Source organism: Burkholderia sp. 4M9327F10 (assembly GCF_005503145.1).
Lineage (GTDB): Bacteria > Pseudomonadota > Gammaproteobacteria > Burkholderiales > Burkholderiaceae > Paraburkholderia.
Genome location: NZ_SCNV01000002.1, coordinates 343376 through 362785, shown reverse-complemented (window position 1 = coordinate 362785; position 19410 = coordinate 343376). Strand labels below are relative to the sequence as shown.

Annotated in this window: 19 protein-coding genes; 9 read left to right on the top strand and 10 right to left on the bottom strand. The window is 63.5% G+C overall.

The window, feature by feature from the left end; all coding sequences use genetic code 11:
• Positions 1-6: 6 nt before the first annotated feature.
• Positions 7-798: a transporter substrate-binding domain-containing protein gene (locus FFS45_RS04050; RefSeq protein WP_137953407.1), complete on the top strand. Its 792-nt coding sequence runs from the start codon at positions 7-9 to the stop codon at positions 796-798.
• 31 nt (positions 799-829) lie between these two features.
• On the opposite strand, the gene FFS45_RS04045 is transcribed toward FFS45_RS04050, so the two are convergent.
• Positions 830-1507 (bottom strand): GntR family transcriptional regulator, encoded by a 678-nt coding sequence (locus FFS45_RS04045; RefSeq protein ID WP_137953406.1) that lies wholly within the window; start codon positions 1505-1507, stop codon positions 830-832.
• Positions 1508-1880: 373 nt separating this feature from the next.
• Between FFS45_RS04045 and FFS45_RS04040 the strand changes: the two genes are divergently transcribed.
• The 7 genes from FFS45_RS04040 (at position 1881) to FFS45_RS04010 (ending at position 9357) form a co-directional block, all read left to right on the top strand.
• Positions 1881-3101 (top strand): pyridoxal phosphate-dependent aminotransferase, encoded by a 1221-nt coding sequence (locus FFS45_RS04040; RefSeq protein ID WP_137953405.1) that lies wholly within the window; start codon positions 1881-1883, stop codon positions 3099-3101.
• Positions 3098-3841, top strand: a complete 744-nt coding sequence (gene pxpB, locus FFS45_RS04035; protein ID WP_249362596.1) for a 5-oxoprolinase subunit PxpB — start codon at positions 3098-3100, stop codon at positions 3839-3841. The genes FFS45_RS04040 and pxpB overlap by 4 nt, the downstream gene beginning before the upstream one ends.
• A gap of 2 nt (positions 3842-3843) precedes the next feature.
• Positions 3844-4878, top strand: coding sequence for a biotin-dependent carboxyltransferase family protein (locus tag FFS45_RS04030; RefSeq protein WP_249362594.1), 1035 nt, complete (start codon positions 3844-3846; stop codon positions 4876-4878).
• Positions 4875-5636, top strand: coding sequence for a 5-oxoprolinase subunit PxpA (locus FFS45_RS04025; protein WP_137953403.1), 762 nt, complete (start codon positions 4875-4877; stop codon positions 5634-5636). Before FFS45_RS04030 ends, FFS45_RS04025 begins: the two co-directional genes overlap by 4 nt.
• 52 nt (positions 5637-5688) lie before the next feature.
• Complete coding sequence (locus FFS45_RS04020) at positions 5689-6945, top strand: Zn-dependent hydrolase (protein WP_137953402.1); 1257 nt, start codon at positions 5689-5691, stop codon at positions 6943-6945.
• Between the two features lie 3 nt (positions 6946-6948).
• Positions 6949-7965 (top strand): hydroxyacid dehydrogenase, encoded by a 1017-nt coding sequence (locus FFS45_RS04015; protein WP_137953401.1) that lies wholly within the window; start codon positions 6949-6951, stop codon positions 7963-7965.
• Positions 7966-8163: 198 nt separating this feature from the next.
• The gene (locus FFS45_RS04010) at positions 8164-9357 is read left to right on the top strand and encodes a porin (RefSeq protein ID WP_137953400.1); all 1194 of its coding nucleotides are present in this window, start codon (positions 8164-8166) and stop codon (positions 9355-9357) included.
• A gap of 123 nt (positions 9358-9480) precedes the next feature.
• On the opposite strand, the gene FFS45_RS04005 is transcribed toward FFS45_RS04010, so the two are convergent.
• The 7 genes from FFS45_RS04005 to FFS45_RS03975 form a co-directional block, all read right to left on the bottom strand.
• Positions 9481-10956 carry a D-aminoacylase gene (locus tag FFS45_RS04005; protein ID WP_137953399.1) on the bottom strand — a complete coding sequence of 492 codons (1476 nt, stop codon included), beginning with the start codon at positions 10954-10956 and terminating at the stop codon, positions 9481-9483.
• An 18-nt stretch (positions 10957-10974) separates the two neighbouring features.
• Entirely contained in the window at positions 10975-11913 is a 939-nt protein-coding gene (locus FFS45_RS04000; protein WP_137953398.1) for an N-carbamoyl-D-amino-acid hydrolase, read from the bottom strand.
• Entirely contained in the window at positions 11910-12914 is a 1005-nt protein-coding gene (locus FFS45_RS03995) for an oligopeptide/dipeptide ABC transporter ATP-binding protein (protein ID WP_137953397.1), read from the bottom strand. The genes FFS45_RS04000 and FFS45_RS03995 overlap by 4 nt, the downstream gene beginning before the upstream one ends.
• Positions 12911-13897 carry an ABC transporter ATP-binding protein gene (locus FFS45_RS03990; RefSeq protein WP_137953396.1) on the bottom strand — a complete coding sequence of 329 codons (987 nt, stop codon included), beginning with the start codon at positions 13895-13897 and terminating at the stop codon, positions 12911-12913. The genes FFS45_RS03995 and FFS45_RS03990 overlap by 4 nt, the downstream gene beginning before the upstream one ends.
• 1 nt (position 13898) lies before the next feature.
• Positions 13899-14762 (bottom strand): ABC transporter permease, encoded by an 864-nt coding sequence (locus FFS45_RS03985; protein ID WP_137953463.1) that lies wholly within the window; start codon positions 14760-14762, stop codon positions 13899-13901.
• 62 nt (positions 14763-14824) lie between these two features.
• Positions 14825-15766 (bottom strand): ABC transporter permease, encoded by a 942-nt coding sequence (locus tag FFS45_RS03980; protein ID WP_137953395.1) that lies wholly within the window; start codon positions 15764-15766, stop codon positions 14825-14827.
• Between the two features lie 13 nt (positions 15767-15779).
• A complete protein-coding gene (locus FFS45_RS03975) occupies positions 15780-17375 on the bottom strand; it encodes an ABC transporter substrate-binding protein (RefSeq protein WP_137953394.1) in 1596 nt (531 codons plus the stop codon).
• 220 nt (positions 17376-17595) lie between these two features.
• On the opposite strand from FFS45_RS03975, the gene FFS45_RS03970 reads away from it, so the two are divergent.
• Positions 17596-18594 carry a LysR family transcriptional regulator gene (locus FFS45_RS03970; RefSeq protein WP_171029561.1) on the top strand — a complete coding sequence of 333 codons (999 nt, stop codon included), beginning with the start codon at positions 17596-17598 and terminating at the stop codon, positions 18592-18594.
• Between the two features lie 52 nt (positions 18595-18646).
• Here the strand turns inward: FFS45_RS03970 and FFS45_RS03965 are convergent, their stop codons facing one another.
• Together FFS45_RS03965 and FFS45_RS03960 are read right to left on the bottom strand one after the other, a co-directional pair.
• Positions 18647-19069, bottom strand: a complete 423-nt coding sequence (locus FFS45_RS03965; RefSeq protein ID WP_137953392.1) for a VOC family protein — start codon at positions 19067-19069, stop codon at positions 18647-18649.
• A 69-nt stretch (positions 19070-19138) separates the two neighbouring features.
• Positions 19139-19369: a 4-oxalocrotonate tautomerase family protein gene (locus FFS45_RS03960; protein WP_137953391.1), complete on the bottom strand. Its 231-nt coding sequence runs from the start codon at positions 19367-19369 to the stop codon at positions 19139-19141.
• Positions 19370-19410: the final 41 nt, after the last annotated feature.

Sequence of the window (19410 nt, the reverse complement as noted above, 5' to 3'; positions counted from 1 at the left end):
CAACATATGAAATTCGCCGGTCTGGTCAGGTCTCTTGCCGTTCCTTTTCTCGCACTGGCGGTTCATCTGGCCAGCGCCGAGCCGCTCGATCTCGTTCAGTCCGGCAAGCTGACGGTCGCGACCCAGGGAACGTTTCCGCCGTTCAGCATGCGCACGCCGGACGGCCAGCTGGATGGCCTCGAAATTCGCGTGATGCGCGAAGTCGCGCGTCGTCTGCACCTCGAATATACGCCGGTGCTGACGCAATGGGACGCGCTTCTCATCGGTCTGCAGGCAAAGAAATACGACATCATCAGTGCGTCGATGGACATCACGCCGGAACGCCAGAAGAGCATCCTGTTTTCAGACGGGTGGCTGGAGTCGGGCGGCCGTGTCGTGACATTGAAGGGCTCGCCGATCCATTCGGCTGCGGATCTGAAGGACAAGACTGTCGGCGCGCTGGTGTCTTCGACATTCGCAAAACTGGCTATCGAGCACGGCGCGAAATTGAAGTCCTACCGGCTCGAGACGGACGCGATCCAGGATCTCGTCAACGGCACCGTCGACGCGGTGATTACCGATTCGATCAGCGGCGCCTATGTCGCCGAGCATCTCGGCTTGCCGGTCGTCATGACGACCGATTACGTGAGCCACGTTCAGAAAGGCTTCGCAATGCGCAAGGATGAGCGTCCGCTGGCGGATGCAGTGGATCGCGCGCTTGCGGACATGGTGGCTGACGGCACGTATGCGAAGTTGACAAAAGGTCTGCTCGGATACGATCCGTCGCCGAAAGATCCGATCCGCACGCTGCCTCAGTAAGCGGCGCTGGGCGCCGCGGGCGTGCTATGCCTCAGGACTTTGCGAGCTTTTCGATGATGCGCATCTTGATGTTGTCGATATGGCGTGTAGCCGCTTCGGCTGAGGCGTCCGGGTCGCCCCTGAGCATGGCTTCGATGATTGCCTGGTGTTCGCGGCAGATCGGCTCGAGCCGGTCGCTGAGCCTCTTCAGCGAGAACATCCGGGTCTTGCGCCGCAGTTCCTGGATCATTTCGGCCAGCAGCCGGTTGTCGCAGGACTCGGTGATGAGGCCGTGCAGTTCGTCGTCGAATTCCTGGTGCTCGGTGCTGGTCGGATCGCCTTGCGCGAGCAGGGCATTGACGCGGTCAAGCAAGCCTTTGAGGCGCTCGGCCGGAATACGCTGGGTGGCACGCGCAGCCGCGTGCGGCTCGAGCAGGCGCCGTACGTTGAGCGCCTCGATCAGCTCCTGCACGGTGAAACGGCGCACGGACAGCTTGTTGTCGGCGGTGCGTTCGAGCACGCGCTCGCCCTCGAGGCGGTGCATCGCTTCGCGCATCGGCGTGCGGGATATGTCGAGCTGCAGCGCAAGGCGCCGCTCCTGGATCAGGTCGCCCGGCTGCAGTTCGCCGGACACGATCAGGTCGAGGAGCGCCTCGTATGCCTGGGCGCCAAGGCCCTTGCCGACAGGATTCTCGATGATCTCTTCTTCGCGAGGTGCGTGCTGGATCATGGGTAGTAAATGGGCCGGTCTCGCGGCTGGGTGTTGATGTCGATTGCAAGGCCGCCGGGTATCGGTGGTCTGGAGTGGTATTCCGATTGTACACGGCGATAACGGGGCCGTTCGGGGCCGCCGGCTGCAGCACTCACGCCCGCGTACCAGTCTCGCCGGTCAGGCCCGGCGGCGGCTGTCATGCCGTCATGCCAAAAATTCGCGAACAGTTTTTGTTTGCTTTACAGGGACTTCGAGTGGTTTGTATATTGATGGTATACCACAATTGGACGCCACGATCTGGCGACAAGCTACTGCATTGCACGTCGCCCGGCGGAGCTGGGGCGGGCTGTGCAGGCCGTCATTGAACAGGGCGATCACCGGTTATTTCGACATGACTTCCGAACACCGAGCAAACCGTCTTTCCGGGCGGCTGGCCGCGATGCGGCCGTCCGCTACCGGGGCGATGTCGCAGGCTGCCCGCGCGCTCGCGGCACAGGGGCGTCCGGTCATCAGTCTGAGCGAGGGCGAACTTGATTTCGACACGCCGGCTCACATCCAGCACGCGGCGATCCGCGCGATCGTGCAGGGCGAAACGCGCTATACCGATGTCGGGGGCACGCCGGCGCTGAAAGCCGCCATTGCGGCCAAGTTTCGCCGCGACAATGGACTCGCTTACGAGCCGCGCGAAATCATCGCGGCGACCGGGGCGAAGCAGATTATCTTCAACGCGTTTCTTGCCACCCTTGATCCGGGTGACGAGGTGATCGTGCCCGCACCGTACTGGGTCTCGTATCCCGAGATGATCCGCATGGCCGGCGGTACGCCCGTCATGATCGCCACGCGGCCGCAAGACGGCTTCAAGCTGCAGCCCGACGAACTGTCTTGCGCGCTCACGTCGAAGACCCGCTGGCTTCTGCTGAACTCGCCGGGCAATCCGTCAGGCGCCCTTTATTCCGGCGACGAGTTGCGTGCGCTTGCCCAGGTGTTGCGTGACCATCCGGACGTATTGGTGCTGTCCGACGATATCTATGAGGAGATCGTGTTCGACGGCACGTTCTGTTCGTTTGCGCAAGCCGCGCCGGATATGTCTGGCCGTACGCTCACGCTCAACGGTGTGTCGAAGTCCTATGCAATGACGGGCTGGCGGCTCGGCTATGCAGGCGGTCCGCACTGGCTGATTAGCGCGCTTGCCATGCTGCAGTCGCAGAGCACCAGCAATCCCAATTCGATCAGTCAGGCCGCGGCGCTGCAAGCGCTGCAGGGGCCACGGGAATTCCTCGACGAGTGGCGGGGCCGGTTGCGCGTGCGCCGCGATCTTGCGCTGGAGATTCTTGGCAGCGCCAAGCCCTGGCTCAAGGCCGGTGCTCCGCCGGCAGCGTTCTACCTGTTCGCACACTGCGGCGGGGCGATCGGTCGGCGTACGCCGCAAGGCGCGGTCATCGCCACGGATATCGACCTGGCTCAATACCTGTTGTACGAGGCAGACGTGGCCGTGGTGCCGGGCTCGGCCTTCGGGATGGCGCCCTATCTGCGGCTCGCCTACGCACTCTCCGATGCGCGCCTGAGCGAGGCGTGCGAGCGCATTGTCGCCGCGCTACGGAGGCTGGCATGACATTGCTCGACGAAGCACGCTGCCAGTCGCCACATGAAGCGAAGGTTTTTCCATCCATGGAAGCGGTCGGTGACCGCTGCTTGATGGTGCGCTTCGGCGAGCGTATCGACCCGCTCGTGACGGCACAAGTGCACTCGCTGACCGCGTGGCTGCTCGATCATCCACCCGAGGGCGTGATCGACGTCGTGCCGGCGTTCACCACGGTTGCGCTGCACTACCGGCCTGAGCGGGTGACACGTACCGGTTCGCCGTATCGTCAGCTCGCGGATACGGTCGGAGCTGTTCTTGCGGCTGGCGTTCCGCAGATCGGCCAAGGCTCGCGGTCTGTCGAGGTGCCGGTCTGTTATGGCGGCGAATTCGGCCCGGACCTGGATGACGTGGCGCGACGCTGTGCACTCACGACGCAGGAGGTCGTTCGTCTGCACACGGCTTCCGAGGTGGTCGTCCACACGTTCTTCTTCTCACCGGGCAATCCGTTCGCCGGACCACTGGATTCCCGGATCGTGGTTCCGCGGCGTACGACGCCTCATGCGCGCGTCGAGGCCGGTTCTGTCGCCATTGCGAATGGCCTGTCGTCGATCTATCAGGTCGCGTCTCCGGGCGGCTGGAACGTGATCGGGCGAACGCCCTGGAGCATGTTCGATCTGACGTGGACACCGCCTACCCGATTGCGCCTTGGCGACCGGCTGAAGTTCGTGGCGGTGTCGAGTCAGGATTTCGCCTCAATGGATGAGCACTGAGCATGATGCATGTCGACAGGCCGGGACTCTTTTCGGTGTTGCAGGATCGCGGGCGCTATGGTTCGCAGCGCCTGGGCGTGCCGGTCAACGGTGCGATGGACGAATGGTCGCATCGGCTCGCGAATATCCTGGTCGGCAATCCCGAGTCTTACGCAACGCTCGAATGCACGCTGGCCGGGCCGAGCGTCACGTTCGACCGGGACACGCTGATTGCGATGGCGGGGGCGCCTATGACGGTCACGGTAGACGGCATCGCGATCCCGCACGAGCGCGCGGTGCTCGTCAAACGCGATGCGAAAGTGATTGCAGGCAAATGTCCGGCCGGCGCGCGCGCGTACCTCGCCGTGCGTGGAGGGTTTGCGACAGAGCCCGTCCTCGGCAGCCGCAGCACGTTCGTGCGTGGCGGATTCGGCGGATTCGAAGGTCGTGCGTTGCGCAAGGGCGACCGGTTGCCGGTGCACGAAGCCGATGTCGGCTACGCCGGACTGCGCGCCTTGCTCTTGCGTTCCGGCATGCCGTTCGTCAACGGGCCGGCATGGCGTGCTCATTCGCCGGCTGCGCCGGGAGGCGTACTTCGCTTCCTTCGCGGACCCCAATGGGATGCCTTTACGGACGAGGCGCACGAACGCTTCACGGCGCAAGTCTACCGGGCCGACTCCAGATCGGACCGGATGGGCTACCGGTTGCAGGGGCCGGCGCTCGAACTGCGCCGGCCGCTCGAACTGGTGTCCGAGCCGGTCAATTTCGGCACGGTCCAGGTGCCGCCGGACGGCCAGCCGATCGTGCTGATGGCGGACCGCCAGGGTGCGGGCGGCTACCCGAAGATCGCTTATGTGATCAGCGCCGACCTGCCGGCGCTGGCCCAGACGTTGCCGGGCGATAGCGTCGGCTTTGGCGAGGTCGCGCTCGACGAAGCCGAGCATGCCTGGCTCGATTTCGAGCGCCGGCTGGCGGCGTTGCGCGCAATGGTGCTCGAAGAGTTGCAGGAAGTACCCGAACCTTTTTTACACGCGACACCGTTGGGGCAGACCACGTGATATCCATCGATCTCAATTGCGACATGGGCGAGAGTTTCGGCCCATGGAAAATGGGCGACGACGAAGCCTTGCTCGACCATGTCAGTTCGGCGAACGTGGCGTGCGGATTCCATGCGGGCGACCCGCAAACCATGCGGCAACTGGTCGGCTGGGCGAAGGCGCGTGGCGTTGCGATCGGCGCTCACCCGGGGCTGCCGGACCTGCAGGGCTTTGGCCGCAGGTCAATGGCGTTGACGCCGCAGGAGGTGTACACGCTGACGCTCTATCAGGTTGCCGCGCTCGCCGGGTTCACCCGGGCCGCGGGGGTGCGCCTGCATCACGTCAAGACACACGGTGCGCTCTATCAGATGACTGCGGCGAACGCGAAGCTTGCCGACGCGATTACGTCCGCGGTGCGCGACTTCGACCCGACACTGCTGATGTACGTCTCCAACGCGAACATGGCCCAGGCGGCGCAACAGGCCGGCTTGCGCATCGCTTTCGAAGTCTACGCGGACCGGACCTATCAGGATGACGGAACGCTCACGCCGCGCAGCCAGCCATTGGCGATGATCGAGGATGCGGGGCAGGCCATCGCACAGGTGAGAAAAATGTTGCGGGAGGGCGTGGTGCGCTCGCTCAACGGCAAGGACGTGCCGGTCGTAGCGGACACCGTATGCATTCACGGCGACCAGCCCGGCGCCCTGTCGTTCGTGCGCAAGTTGCGCGCTGGGCTCGAAACCGACGGGATTGCGATCAGGGCGCCTTCGCACGCATGAGACCGGAAAGCGTGTTCTGGCATGTGCGAAGACGTAGATTAAGGGAGAGCCAGTGATAACAGTGGAGCCGGACCTCGGTCTCGCCGCCGGCCTGTTCGATGCATTGCGTGAGAGCAGCTTCGACGGCGTCGGCGTGACGCGTGATTCGTATGGCGCGGGAGAGCAACGCGCGCATGACCTGGTTGCGTGCGCGGCGCGCGGACTTGGGCTGGAAGTCAGCACCGACGCTGCGTTGAACCTGTATATGACGTTGAAAGGGGAAAACCGCGCAGCCCCCTTGCGAATGGCGGGTTCACATCTGGATTCGGTGCCGTGCGGGGGCAATTTCGACGGCGCGGCCGGTGTCGTGGCCGGAATGGCCGTGCTGAGCGCGTGGGTGAAGGCCGGCTATACGCCTGCAGCCGACACCACGGTGGTCGCGCTGCGCGGTGAAGAGAGTGCGTGGTTCCCCGTGTCGTACGTCGGCAGCAAGGCGGCATTCGGGGTGTTGCCGGCGGACGCGCTCGACGTTGTTCGCAGCGACTCGCGCGGGCGGCTGGCGGATTGCATCGCCGTGCTCGGCGGCACTCCCGATGCGATACGTGCGGGAGTGGCTTACCTCGATCCCCGGCGCATTGATCGATTCATCGAGCTGCATATCGAACAGGGACCGGTGCTGCTCGAGGCCGGCGAGACGATTGGAATCGTCACCGGCATTTGCGGAAGCTTGCGTTATCGGCATGCCGAGGCGCATGGAACATACGCGCACTCCGGGGCCACGCCGCGAGACCACCGTCACGATGCCGTGCTGGCGACCTCTGCGATGGCCGTCGCGCTCGATGAAGCCTGGCGCGACTTGCAGCGGGACGGACATGAACTGACGGTGACGGTCGGACGCTTCAGTACCGACGCGGTGCGCGCCGATATCAGCAAGGTTGCGGGTCACGTGTCGTTTGCGATTGACGTGCGCTCGCGCAGCGATGCGACGCTCGAGACGATGGACCAGCGGATTCGTGAGGCGGTTGACGCAATCCTTGCCAGGTATGGCGTTCGTATTGAAACGGGCCCGCGGACGCGTAGCGCTCCGGCCTCATTGAGTGAGGGGTACCGCCGAAGATTGAGGACCGAGGCGCGGCGCCTCGGAATCCGCGCGCGCGAGATGCCGAGCGGTGCGGGACACGACGCCGCGCTGTTTTCGGCGCAGGGGGTGCCAAGCGCGATGATCTTCGTGCGCAATGCTCATGGCAGCCACAATCCGGACGAGTCGATGTCACTCGACGACTTTGCGCACGGTGCGCGACTGCTTTCGCTTCTTTTACAGGACGGATAGACAATGCCTGTTTGTCTGGTTATCCAGCCGATTCATCCGGTGGGGATCGAGCGTCTCGCCGCAGCCGGCATCGAAGTGCGGCTTGCCAGCGGTTCAGATATGGACACCGTGGCTTGCGAGATACGCGATGTCGATGCGGTGATTACGCGCGATGCGGGTATGAGCGCGAAGGCGCTCGACAACGCTGCCCGACTGCTGGTTGTCGCAAATCACGGCGCGGGCACGAATCGCGTCGACGTCGCGCACGCAGGGCGTCTCGGCATCCCGGTCGTGTATACGCCGAACCTCAATGCGAGGTCGGTTGCCGAGCACACGCTGATGTTGATGATGGCGGTGGGCCGGCATGTCGTGGCCGCGGACCGGGCGGTGCGGCAGGGCAACTGGCGTTTCAGGTTTGAGCAGCCGATGCAGGCGCTGTACGGCAAGACGCTCGGCATCGTGGGATTCGGCGCGATTGGCCGCGCAGTGGCCGCCATGGCGGTACAGGCGTTCGGCCTGCAGGTGCTGGCCTGGTCGCCAAGTCTCGGCAATCAGCAGGGTGATTGTCAGGGTGTGCATCGCGTTGACACGCTGGCAGAGCTGCTCCGCTGCTCGGACATCGTTTCGCTGCATCGTCCGCTGCGTCCCGACACGCATCACACGCTCGACCGCGCCGCTTTCGCGCAAATGAAACGCGGTGCGATCGTTATCAACACCTCGCGCGGCCCCCTGATCGATGAAGCTGCGCTGGTAGACGCGCTAACGAGCGGTCATCTTTCCGGTGCGGGACTGGACGTGTTCGACGTCGAGCCTCTGGATACGGCTTCGCCGCTAACGTCGCTGGACAACGTCGTGCTGACGCCGCATAGCGCCGGTGCGACCGGGCAGGCGCTGCGCGACACCGCGCTTTGCTGCGCGGAGCAGATCATGGACGTGCTATTGGACGTACAACCGAAGCATCTGGTCGATGCCAGCGTGTGGCCGGTGCGTCGTCGACGGGCCGGCGCGATGCCGGGAACGAGGCAGGAATCTCCGGTTTGAATGTGGGCATGACAGTGAGAACCTGACTGTTCAGGAGAGTCGAACGGGTGGCAACGGATATTGCACACATTTCTAAATTGATTATTTAGTGTTACTAAAGGAGGTGCGAAGAAACGTTTGGAAATATTGCTGCTTCTCCAGAAAAATGACCCGCTCGGGGAAACGGTCATCCTTAAATTCAACCTAAGAGCTCGACAGATGAAACACACAAAGACTACGGCCGCAATTCTGGCATTCGGCGCCTTTGCAGGTGCCGCGCACGCGCAAAGCAGCGTAACCCTCTACGGCATCGTCGATGCCGGCTTGCTCGTGAACAATAACGTGAAAGGCGGGCAGGAATACGCCTTGAGCCAAGGCAATTCCTCGCGCTTCGGCCTCAAGGGCGCCGAGGACCTTGGCGGCGGTCTGCAGGCGATTTTTACCCTCGAGAGCGGATTTACCACGGCAACAGGTGCGCTCGGTCAGGGCGGTCTGGAGTTCGGCCGCAAGGCGTACGTCGGTTTGACCAGTCCGGCATGGGGCACGCTGACGGCCGGGCGTCAATACTCGGTGAGCAATGATTTTACGAGCAGCTTCGCATCCGGCGCCGATTGGGCAGCGTCGGGTCTGAGCTACGGCACGCACGCAAGCGACGTCGATAACGTCGATACGTCGAACCGCACCCAGAACTCCATCAAGTACGAGAGCCCAGCCTTCAACGGCCTGCAGTTCGGCGGTCTCTATAGCCTGGGTGGGCAAGCCGGCAGCGTGACGAAGAACGAAGTGATAGATGCGGCGGTTTCGTACTCGCATGGACCTTTCCGGTTTGGCGCCGGATATATGTTCACGAAAGATCCGTACTATGCGACCTACGGCGACCAGGGCAACTCGTCGACCTCGTCGAGCGGCGCGAACGACAACATGAACAACAAGATCTTCGGCGGTTATGCTTCAGCCGGATCGCAACAGATCATCGTAGCCGGCGGCTCGTATGCGATTGGAGCAGCAACCATCGGGCTTGAATACTCGAATACCCAGTTCCAGAATCTCGGTTCGGTGAGCGCAGGCGGTGCGATCAGTGCGCCTAAATACAGCGGCGGTGGCGCAACCTTCAACTCCGGCGAGATCAACCTGAAATACATGGTGACGCCCGCGCTGTTGCTAGGTGGCGCTTACATTTACACGCGCAATAGCGGGGCGGACGGTTACGAAGGCGCGAAATACAATCAGTTCAATCTCGGCGCAATCTACAGTCTGTCGAAGCGCACGTCTATTTATGCGGTGGGCTTCTATGAGATGGCGTCGGGAATCGATTCGACCGGGCACGCCGCCGTTGCGGATCTCTATGGGTCTTCGTACAGCAGCAACAACCGGCAGCTAGCCGGGATTGTCGGCATCACGCAGCGGTTTTAACGGACAGGTCCACCCGCCTGTCGTGGATGTCGATCCAGTTGAACCCGTGCACATCCTGTCCGTGGTCTTTGACCGCGGACAGAAAATATCGGGTGTTGCGGCGAATGCCTGCCTGTTACTGTCTTACGCCCACGCGGGTAGCGAGAGCCCCGGCGCGCAACGCGACTCGCGCCCGAGGAAGCGTCCCGGCCGCTCGCCCGTCGCCGCGCCGTCGCGCTCGACCACCGCGCCGTTGACGAGCACGCAGTCAATACCGATGGAGGGCTTGATCGGATCCGTGAAGGTGGCGGCGTCAAGGATGGTGTCCGGGTCGAACACAACCAGATCGGCAAAGCATCCCGCCTTGACCACGCCACGGTCCTGCAGACCGAATTGCGCCGCTGTCAGGCTGGTCATGCGGCGCACGGCTTCTTCGAGGCCGTAGAGCTTCATATCGCGCGAATACCGGCCCAGCACCCGCGAGAAAGCGCCCCACAGCCGCGGGTGCGGTTTCGTGTCGTGCGGCAGGCCGTCGGAGCCGATCATCACGTGGTCGTGCGCGATAATGCGCTTCACGTCCTCTTCATCCATCGCGAAGTAGATGGCGCCGGCCGGTTGCAGTTCGTTGGCGAGTGCCTGCGGCGTCTTGCCTTCTTTCTTCGCCAGTTCGAACAGGTCCTGTCCGCCGGCCTCCGGCCGCGTCTTCGACCAGGTGATCAGAACGCGCTCGCAATCGCCCATGCGCTGGACATCGAGCACGGTCGACGAGGCGGCGTACGGATAGACGTCCATGCATAGCGGCTGGCTGGCGCGCGCCTTGTCGTACAAAGCCAGCGTCTCGACGCTGCGGCCATGATTTGCGCGGCCCAAAACCTTGTGATGGGAAAGGATTGCGGGTACGTCGGCCGCGCGGCCGATCGCGAAGGCCTCCTCCATCGCGTCGCAAACGTGCGTGCCCTCGTCGCGCAAATGGGTGGTGTACACGCCGTCCCACCGTTTCAGGGGCGCGGCAATGCCGATCACTTCTTCGGTGGTGGAATGCACGGCTGTCGGGTAGAACAGCCCGGTTGACAGGCCCACCGCACCGTGTTCCAGTGCGGCATCAAGTGCGCGCCGCATGGACTCGACTTCGGGCTTGCCGGCCGGCCGGTCCAGCCGGTCCATCACCGACACGCGCAGGCTGGAATGCCCGACCAGCGCCGCGCTGTTGACGGACGCCGGGCTGTCGGACAGCGCTTTCACATAATCGCGCATGGTGCGGAATACGTCTTTGGCGGTCCGTGCGATCAGGTTCAGGGGAGGGGGCACGGTGTGGCCTGGCATCGCCACCGGCGCGAGGCTGATGCCGCAATTGCCCGTGACCACGGTGGTCACGCCCTGGCTGACCTTGGGGCGCATCAGCGGATCGCTCAGCAGGACGCGATCGTCGTGCGTGTGGCAATCGATAAAGCCCGGCGAGACCATTTTGCCGGTGGCGTCGATCATCCGCCTGCCTTGCCACTGGGCGCCATCGCCGACTGCGGCGATGCGATCGCCCTTGATGGCCACGTCGGCGTTCACGGCCGGGGTACCCAGGCCGTCGACCACGCGGCCGCCCTTGATCACAATGTCGTATTCCATGACGTGCCTGTCTGCAGGTTATGCGATGGGGTCGCCCATGCCCGTGCGTTCGACGATCAGGCCATAGTGCTCGACCCGACGGTGCTTTGCGAAATTGAACACATGCTTGCGCGGCTCGTCGCACAGCGCGAAGTCGATGTTGGCGAAGATGACCTCGTCTTCCGTGTCGCGGGCGGCTTTCGCGACGATCTCGCCGGTGGGCGCCACAATCGCCGAGCCGCCGATCATGTGGATGCCGTCCTCATAGCCAGCCTTGGCCGCCGCGGCGACCCACATCGCGTTCTGGTACGCGCCGGCCTGCAGGCTTAGCAGGTGGTGGAAGTTGTGCAGATGCGGCGCCTGGTGGTGATAGTTGCTGGGCGACGGCGTGTTGTAGCCGAGCATGACCAGCTCGGCGCCCTGCAAGCCCATTACACGGTATGTCTCCGGCCAGCGGCGGTCGTTGCAGATGCACATGCCCACCCGGGTATTGAGAAAATCCCAGGTCCTGAATCCCAGGTCGCCTACCTCGAAATACTTCTTCTCCAGGTGCTGAAAGCCCTGCTGCGGCCGGTGCTCAGCATGGCCGGGCAGGTGGATCTTGCGGTACTTGCCGACCAGCTTGCCGTCCTTGTTCACCAGGATGGCCGAGTTGAAGCAGTGCCCGTCTTCGGCGAGCTCGGCGTAGCCGATGTGGAACGCTATGCCGAGCCGCTTCGCTTCGTCGAAAAGCGCCTGCACGTTGGCATTGGGCATGGCCGGCTCGAAAAACTGGCTGATCGCCTTGTCCTGCTCCATCCAGTAGCGCGGAAAGAACGTGGTGAAAGCCAGTTCGGGGAACACCACCAGGTCGGCGCCACGGCCCTTGGCCTCGCGCAGCATCTCGAGTATCCGGCCCATGACCTGGGCACGTGTGTCGGTCGAGTTGTTAGGCCCCATCTGCGCGACGGCCAAACCCATTTTGCGTCCTGAACTCATACGATATCTCCTGAAATCCGGGCGGCGTCGGTGTCGACGAAATGACACGCGGCCTGATGTCCGGGGGCATGAAACTTCAATTCGGGCACAGCCTGCCGGCACAGGTCGCGCGCTTGTGGGCAACGGGTATGGAAGCGGCAGCCCGAGGGCGGGTCGATCGGGCTCGGCAGATCCCCTTGCAGCGCGATCCTGCTGGGTTGACGAGCGGGATCGGGGTCCGGCACGGCCGAGAGCAGCGCGCGCGTGTACGGGTGCAATGCGTTGCCGAATAGCTGACGCTTGCTGGCCACTTCCACGATGGTGCCCAGGTACATGACGATGACCCGATGCGTGATGTGCTCGACGATCGCGAGGTCATGACTGATGAACAGCAGGGCCAACCCCAGCTCTTGCTGCAGGGCCTGCAGCAGGTTGACGATCTGCGCCTTGACCGACACGTCCAGCGCGGACACGGCTTCGTCACACACGATCAGGCTGGGCTGGGCAGCCAGCGCCCGCGCAATGCCGATGCGCTGTCGTTGGCCGCCCGAAAACTCGTGAGGCAGGCGCTCAAGTCCTTCTGCCGGCAAACCGACCCGCGTCATCAATTGCTCGAGCTGCCGCGCGAGTTCGGCTTTGTCGGCGGCGAGGCCGAAATTGCGGATCGGCTCGGCGAGGATCTCGCGTACCCGCATGCGCGGGTTGAGGCTGGAGAAAGGGTCCTGGAACACGACCTGCAGGCGCCGGCGATGGGGCCGCAGCGCGCCCTCGGAGATGTCATCGATACGTTGCCCGTCCAGCACGACCTGGCCACGCGTGAGGCCGGTCAGCCGCAGTACGCAGCGGCCGACGGTGGACTTGCCGCAGCCTGACTCGCCCACTAGCGAGAGCGTCTCGCCACGTCCGATGTGGAACGACACGCCGTCCACCGCATGCACCGTCTTGCGCTGTCCGCCAAACCAGCTTTTCTTCGCGGGGTAGTGCTTGACGAGGTCGTTCACCTCCAGCAGCGGCCGGTTCATTGCGCCACCTCCCGGGCTTGCAGATGACAGGCCGCCGCATGGCCGGGGCGCTTTTCTTCCATTGCGGGCACGAGCGTGCGGCACACGGCGGTGGCAATCGGACAGCGGGAGGCAAACACGCAGCCCGCAATGGGCTGTCCGAGGCTCGGCACCTGGCCGGGAATCTCCGCCAGTTTGCCTGTCTGCCCGTGCAGCGACGACCCGAGCCTCGGCACGGCACCCAGCAGGCCTCGGGTATACGGATGCAATGGATGCGCGAACAGCTCGCGCACCGGGGCTTCCTCCACCTTGCGTCCGGCGTACATCACCATCACCCGCTGAGCCGTTTCCGCCACCACGCCCAGGTCATGCGTAATCAGGATGATGGCGGCGCCTGTCTTTTCCTTCAGCGAGCGCATCAGGCCGAGGATCTGCGCCTGGATGGTCACGTCCAGCGCGGTGGTGGGTTCGTCGGCGATCAGCAGCCTGGGGTCGCAAGCCAGCGCGATGGCGATCATGACCCGCTGGCGCATGCCTCCCGACAACTGATGGGGATATTCGCGTACCCGCCGCTGCGGTTCGGGAATGCCCACGAGCGTCAGCATTTCGATTGCCCGCGCATGCGAAGCCTGCCGGTCCAGCCCCTGGTGCAGCCGGACCGTTTCAGCGATCTGGCGGCCGATGGTGAGCAGGGGATTCAGGCTGGTCATCGGCTCCTGGAAGATCATCGAGATCTGGTTGCCGCGGATACGCTGCAAGTCGCGCGGACTGGTGTTCAGCAGATCCTGCCCGAGGAACCGGATCGCGCCTGCAATCCTGCCGGTACGCGGCGGGATCAGCCGCAGCAGGGACATCGACGTCACCGACTTGCCGCAGCCCGACTCGCCGACGATCGCGAGCGTCTCGCCTTGCTCGACGTGAAAGCTCAGGCCGTCCACCGCGCGCTTGACACCGTCACGGCCACGGAAATGCACCTGCAGATTCTCGACTTCCAGTAGCGCCACGTCAGCTTCCTTTGTTCAGTCGGGGGTCGAGTGCATCGCGCAGGCCATCGCCGAGCAGGTTGACCGCGAGCACGGTCAGCGACAGAAAGATCGCGGGAAACGCGATGATGTAAAACTTCACCTGCCACAGGGTGCGACCGTCGGCCATGATGTTGCCCCACGACGGGATGTTGGGCGGCGTGCCGGCGCCGATGAACGACAGGATCGATTCGGTGATCATCGCGCTGGCGCAGATATAGGTGGCCTGCACAATCAGCGGGGCGAGGGCGTTCGGCATGATGTGCCGGAAGATGATGGCCGGTGTGCGCGAGCCCGCTGCGATCGCGGCGTCGACGTAGGGCTGTTCGCGCAGCGACAGCGCTACGCTGCGCATCAGCCGCGCCACGCGGGGAATCTCGGACACGCTGATTGCAATGATCACATTGACGATGCTGCCACGCGACATGGCCATCAGCGCAATGGCCAGCAGCACCGACGGGATCGACATGACGCCGTCCATGACGCGCATGACGAGGCCGTCGAGCAGGCGCACGAACCCTGCCACCAGCCCGACAAGCAGGCCGATGACCGACGACAGCAGCGCGACGGAGAAGCCCACCGTGAGGGACACCCGCGCGCCGTAGATCACGCGGGAATAGATGTCACGGCCTTCCATATCCGTGCCGAACCAGTGCGCTGCGGACGGCGCACGCAGGCGATGCGAGATATGCAGTGCGGTGGGGTCGCTGGTGAACAGCAGCGGTGCGCAGATTGCCGTCAGCACGAGGATCAGCAGGATGCCGCCGCCGATCGCGATGGACTGGTGCTGGCCAAAAAAGCGCGACAGCGCGCTGCGCCTTTTTAACGGCGGGAACACGTCTGGCATCTCCGTCGCGATTGCGTAACGCGTGCTATCCGCGACTGGAGCGGTGGATTCGGCGAGCGGCTTCAATACCGTATCCTCGGATCAAGAACGCTGTAGAGCACGTCCACCAGCAGGTTGACGAGCACATAGGCGACGCTGGACACCAGGACCACGCCCTGGATGACCGGATAGTCGCGCTGCAGGATGGCATCGACAGTCAGGCGGCCGAGTCCTGGTATCGCAAACACGCTTTCAGTGACCACCGCGCCGCCGATCAAGAGCGCAATGCCGATGCCGATGGCCGTGGCGATCGGCACCGAAGCGTTCTTCAGTGCATGGACGTACAGCACCGCGGCGTGCCCGAGTCCTTTGGCCCGCGCGGTACGGATGTAGTCCTGCTGCAGCACGTCGAGCATGGTGGCGCGCGTGACCCGCGCGATCAGCGCAATGTAGATGAAGCCTAGCGCCGCGGCAGGCATCAGCAGGTTGCGCAGCCATGGCCAGACGCCCTGATCGAGCGGCGTGTACCCTTGCACCGGCAACCACTGCAGCTTGAGCGCAAGCCAGAACGACAGCACGTAGCCCAACACGAACACCGGCGTGGAAAAACCCAGCACCGCGAGGGCCATGATGCCGCGATCCACCCAGGTGCCGGCGCGGGCTGCGGCGAGCACTCCTGAAGGCACCGCCACCACGATGGCGATGACGAGTGTCACGGCCATCAGCGACAGCGTCGGCCCGACACGATCTCCGATGAGTTGTGAGACCGGTAGGCCGTTGAAGATCGATTTGCCCAGGTTGCCGTGCAGGATCTGCCAGAACCACGTACCCAGCTGCACGAGGAAGGGCCGGTCCAGCCCCATCGACGCGCGGATGCGGGCGATGTCCGCGGGGCTCGCCTGATCGCCGGCCACAATGGCGGCCGGATCGCCGGGCGCGATGAACAGCAGGCCGAACACGAACAGGCCCACCAGCGCCAGGACAGGCAGCGTTGCGAGTAGCCGCTTGAGGAGATAGGAAAGCATGGTCTGCGGCGGCTCAGGTTTTCTGCACGCCCCAGACGATGGGCATGGGCGCCTTGACGATGCCCTTGATGTTCCTGCGCCAGGCGGTGTATTGCAGGAAGAAGCCGGTCGGCGCGAAGACCACGAAATCCACGGCTGCCTTGTTCAGCTTGTCCATTGCCTGCTGGGCGGCTTGTGGCGTGGTCGCGCTGTACCAGGCTGCGACCTGTTCCTCGACCGCCGGGTCGGTCGGCCAGCCGAACCAGGCCTTGTCGCCGTCGGCGCGCAGACCGACATAACTGGCCGGATTGATGCAGTCGGCGCCGACGTGCCAGGAGTGGAACATGTTCCAGCCGCCTTGCGCGGGCGGTGCCTTGCTGGCTCGCCGCGTGCCGACCGTGCCCCAGTCGGTGGCGACGAAATCCACGTTCATGCCCAGGTTCTTGAGCATGTCGACGGTGACGTCGCCCATCGCCTTGGTGACGGACTGGTTCTGCGCGACGAGACAGACCACTTTCTCGCCCTTATAGCTGCTTTCGGCCAGCAGCTTCTTCGCGGCCTCGAGGTTGGAGGCCTGCTTGAGCATTTCGCCGCCCACCTCGGTGTAGTTGGCTGTGCCCGGCGTGAAAAAGCCACCGAGCTTTTTCCACAACGCAGGGTTTTCGCCGACGATCGCTTCGCAGTAGTCCTGCTGGCTGATCGCCATCATGACTGCCTTGCGCACCTTGATGTCGTTGAAAGGCGGGTAGAGGTGATTCATCCGGAAAGTGCCGATGTTGCCGAGCGGGTCGGCGACGTCGGTCATGATGCCGGCGTTGGACTTCAGCACCGGAACAAGATCGGCGACGGGGTTTTCCCACCAGTCGATCTCGCCGTTCTGCAAGGCTGCCGACGCCGTTGCCGGGTCGGGCATGATGATCCATTCCAGACGGTCGATCGAGACCTTCTTGCCGCCGGCCATCCACGAAGCGGGTTCGTTGCGCGGCACGTAGTCGGTGAATTTCTCGAATACGGCCTTCGAACCGAGGACCCATTCATTCTTCACGAACCTGAACGGCCCCGAGCCGATGTACTCCGTGATCTGTTTGAACGGATCGGTCTTCGCGATGCGCTCGGGCATGATGAACGCGCATGGCGTGCCGACGCTGCCGAGTGCGTCGAGCATCTTCGGAAACGGCTTGCTCAGCACCCACTTGAAGCTGGTGTTATCGATTGGCGTGATTTCTTTCTGAACGTTCAGGATCATCAGGCCCATCGGGTTGCGCTTCTGCCAGCGCATCAGGCTGGCGACCGCGTCTTTGCTGGTCACCGGTGTGCCATCGTGGAATTTCAGGCCGGCGCGCAGTTTGAAGGTCCAGGTGAGGCCATCGGCGGAGACCTGCTCGGACTCGACCATCTGGCGCTGCGGCCTGAGGCTGGCATCCACGCCATAGAGCATGTCCCAGACGAGGATGGCCGCGTTGCGCACGACATACTGCGTTCCCCAGATCGGGTCGAAATTGGCCAGGTCGGCCTGCGGCACGAACTTCAGCACCTTGGGCGATTGCGCCTGCACCATTGTGGGCAGGCTGCCCGAGGCGACGGCGAGGCCACCTAACGCCGCACCCCTCAAGAAATCCCTGCGTTCCATGACATTTCCCTTGCGAGTATCCCGATGTCCAGACGGCGAACGTTGCGTCGCACGTGGAATCCAGCGTACTGGAGAGACGGTGCCGCGGCCTCATGCAAAAAAAAAGGTGACTCATCCGCTCAGGTTATGAGTGAATCTTCTGGACTGACGATGGCGCAAACCATGCACAACGGAAAATGTCGGGATAAGCTCAGGCATGCCGTTTCCGGGAGCTCGCCGTATGGAACACGTCCATTTGTCGCGCGCGGCAGACGCTGCGGTCGACCAGCGTCCGCTGAACCTTCGTCAGATCGAGATTTTTCGCGCCATCATGTTGTCGGGCTCGATCTGCAGCGCGGGCAGGATGTTGCACGTCTCGCAACCTGCGATCAGCCGCATGCTCGCGCTGGCCGAATCGCGCCTCGGCTACCTGCTGTTCGAGCGTACGAAGCAGCGGCTAGTCCCCACGCCCGAGGCACGCCGCCTCTATGCGGAGATAGAGGACGTCTATAACCGCATGTGTCAGATCAACAGTCTGGCTGTGAACCTGGCGCACGGAGGTGTCGCCACGCTGAAGGTGGCCACCAGTTCCTGCTTCGAGCAGGTCATGCTGCCCCGCGCCCTGAGCAGCTTGCAATCGCAGATATCGCAGCTACAGGTGCAGATCCGCACGTTCAAGGCTGCGGAGATCGCGAATCAGCTGCTCGGCGGCAACGTCGACCTGGGTATTTCCTTGTCGTCCATTGACCATCCGCGTCTGATCACACAGCAGATCGGCGAGGACCGGGTGGTGTGCGTGATGCCGAGGAGTTCGCCATTGAGGCGCAAGGCAGCGATCAAGGCAGAGGATCTTCTCGCGCAGCCATGGATCAGCTATCCCGCTCACGCACCGCTCGGCCGGGTACAGCGGCGTTTTTTCGGCACGCGGTCCGAGGCTGGTTACGCGATCGAGGCCGACTCGCCGGTGGCCGCGGCGTCCTATGTGAAGAACGGTCTGGGCTCGACACTGGTCAACCTGTCCAGCCTGCCGCCGGAAATTCGCGAGCGCGTGGTCGTGCGGCCACTCGCGCAAGATTTGAGCATTGGCATCTGGGCCAGCTATTCCAACCTTACCCCGCCGTCGGTGGTTTGTCAGAAGCTGATAGCCACCATTGCCTGCCTGGCGAGGGAGCAGCAACAGCAAGACGGGACGCCTGTGGCGGCTATGGCAGAGCCGGCGAAGCGCGTTTCCCGCGCTTGATCAGTCTGCTTGCTGATCATCGACAGGGTAAGCCAGGAAGTGCCTGACGGTATCAGCCCGCCTGAACCCGCGGATCGAAATCGAACTCAAGTCTGATGCCGCCGGGTTCGTACACCATCGTATGCCGCTTGGGGCCTTCGCCCAGATTTTCCGGTGCGAACTCAACCGTCACGCCCGGCCATGCCGATACCCGCGCGAACATCTCGTTGAGCGCCGCTTCGCTGTCTAGCCGGAACGCAAGGTGGTGCAAACCGACGTTGGTCTTGCGATCGAACTCGACGCGCCTGTCCTGATTCGTCACCTGCCACAGCGTCAGCGTCACGTGGCCGTCGGAGACAAAAGCCGCGGGGTAACTCGGGCGGCCTCCAACCAGGCTCCAGCCCAGACAGTCGACAAAGAAGTCGCGCGTGAGGTTCAGGTCGCGGACCGTCAGCCCGATATGATCGATTCCGCGCGTGAGAGATTTGCTGTCCATCGTCATTGCCTCCATCTATAGCCACACGATCGTGTCGCGGCACAACCGCCCGCGGAACATCGCTAATCGCTATTTCGCTCGAAGCTGCTTGCGATATTCGCCAACGGGCAAGCCACCCCACCCCCAGTTCTCCATTTCCACCTCCTCGATGACGACAAAGGTGGCTTCCAGCGGCTTGTTCAGCACGTCGAGCAACACGTGGCTGACGCCCTTGATGAGTTCAGCTTTTTCTTCCGCAGTAACCGAGTTTACTCCGGGCTTGGTCCCTTCGCGGGTGACCTGGATTGTGACGATAGGCATGACGTTTTCCTTGATCGCAGTTCAAGAACCGGAGCCCGTGC

What these genes read in the sequence shown, in the direction of transcription:
- FFS45_RS03960 (WP_137953391.1), bottom strand. Translation starts at nt 19,369, where the DNA reads ATGCCTATCGTCACAATCCAGGTCACCCGCGAAGGGACCAAGCCCGGA.
- FFS45_RS03985 (WP_137953463.1), bottom strand. Translation starts at nt 14,762, where the DNA reads ATGCCAGACGTGTTCCCGCCGTTAAAAAGGCGCAGCGCGCTGTCGCGC.
- FFS45_RS03965 (WP_137953392.1), bottom strand. Translation starts at nt 19,069, where the DNA reads ATGGACAGCAAATCTCTCACGCGCGGAATCGATCATATCGGGCTGACG.
- FFS45_RS03995 (WP_137953397.1), bottom strand. Translation starts at nt 12,914, where the DNA reads ATGAACCGGCCGCTGCTGGAGGTGAACGACCTCGTCAAGCACTACCCC.
- FFS45_RS04050 (WP_137953407.1), top strand. Translation starts at nt 7, where the DNA reads ATGAAATTCGCCGGTCTGGTCAGGTCTCTTGCCGTTCCTTTTCTCGCA.
- FFS45_RS04015 (WP_137953401.1), top strand. Translation starts at nt 6,949, where the DNA reads ATGCCTGTTTGTCTGGTTATCCAGCCGATTCATCCGGTGGGGATCGAG.
- FFS45_RS04010 (WP_137953400.1), top strand. Translation starts at nt 8,164, where the DNA reads ATGAAACACACAAAGACTACGGCCGCAATTCTGGCATTCGGCGCCTTT.
- FFS45_RS04005 (WP_137953399.1), bottom strand. Translation starts at nt 10,956, where the DNA reads ATGGAATACGACATTGTGATCAAGGGCGGCCGCGTGGTCGACGGCCTG.
- pxpB (WP_249362596.1), top strand. Translation starts at nt 3,098, where the DNA reads ATGACATTGCTCGACGAAGCACGCTGCCAGTCGCCACATGAAGCGAAG.
- FFS45_RS03975 (WP_137953394.1), bottom strand. Translation starts at nt 17,375, where the DNA reads ATGGAACGCAGGGATTTCTTGAGGGGTGCGGCGTTAGGTGGCCTCGCC.
- FFS45_RS04030 (WP_249362594.1), top strand. Translation starts at nt 3,844, where the DNA reads ATGATGCATGTCGACAGGCCGGGACTCTTTTCGGTGTTGCAGGATCGC.
- FFS45_RS04000 (WP_137953398.1), bottom strand. Translation starts at nt 11,913, where the DNA reads ATGAGTTCAGGACGCAAAATGGGTTTGGCCGTCGCGCAGATGGGGCCT.
- FFS45_RS03970 (WP_171029561.1), top strand. Translation starts at nt 17,596, where the DNA reads ATGGAACACGTCCATTTGTCGCGCGCGGCAGACGCTGCGGTCGACCAG.
- FFS45_RS04045 (WP_137953406.1), bottom strand. Translation starts at nt 1,507, where the DNA reads ATGATCCAGCACGCACCTCGCGAAGAAGAGATCATCGAGAATCCTGTC.
- FFS45_RS04040 (WP_137953405.1), top strand. Translation starts at nt 1,881, where the DNA reads ATGACTTCCGAACACCGAGCAAACCGTCTTTCCGGGCGGCTGGCCGCG.
- FFS45_RS03980 (WP_137953395.1), bottom strand. Translation starts at nt 15,766, where the DNA reads ATGCTTTCCTATCTCCTCAAGCGGCTACTCGCAACGCTGCCTGTCCTG.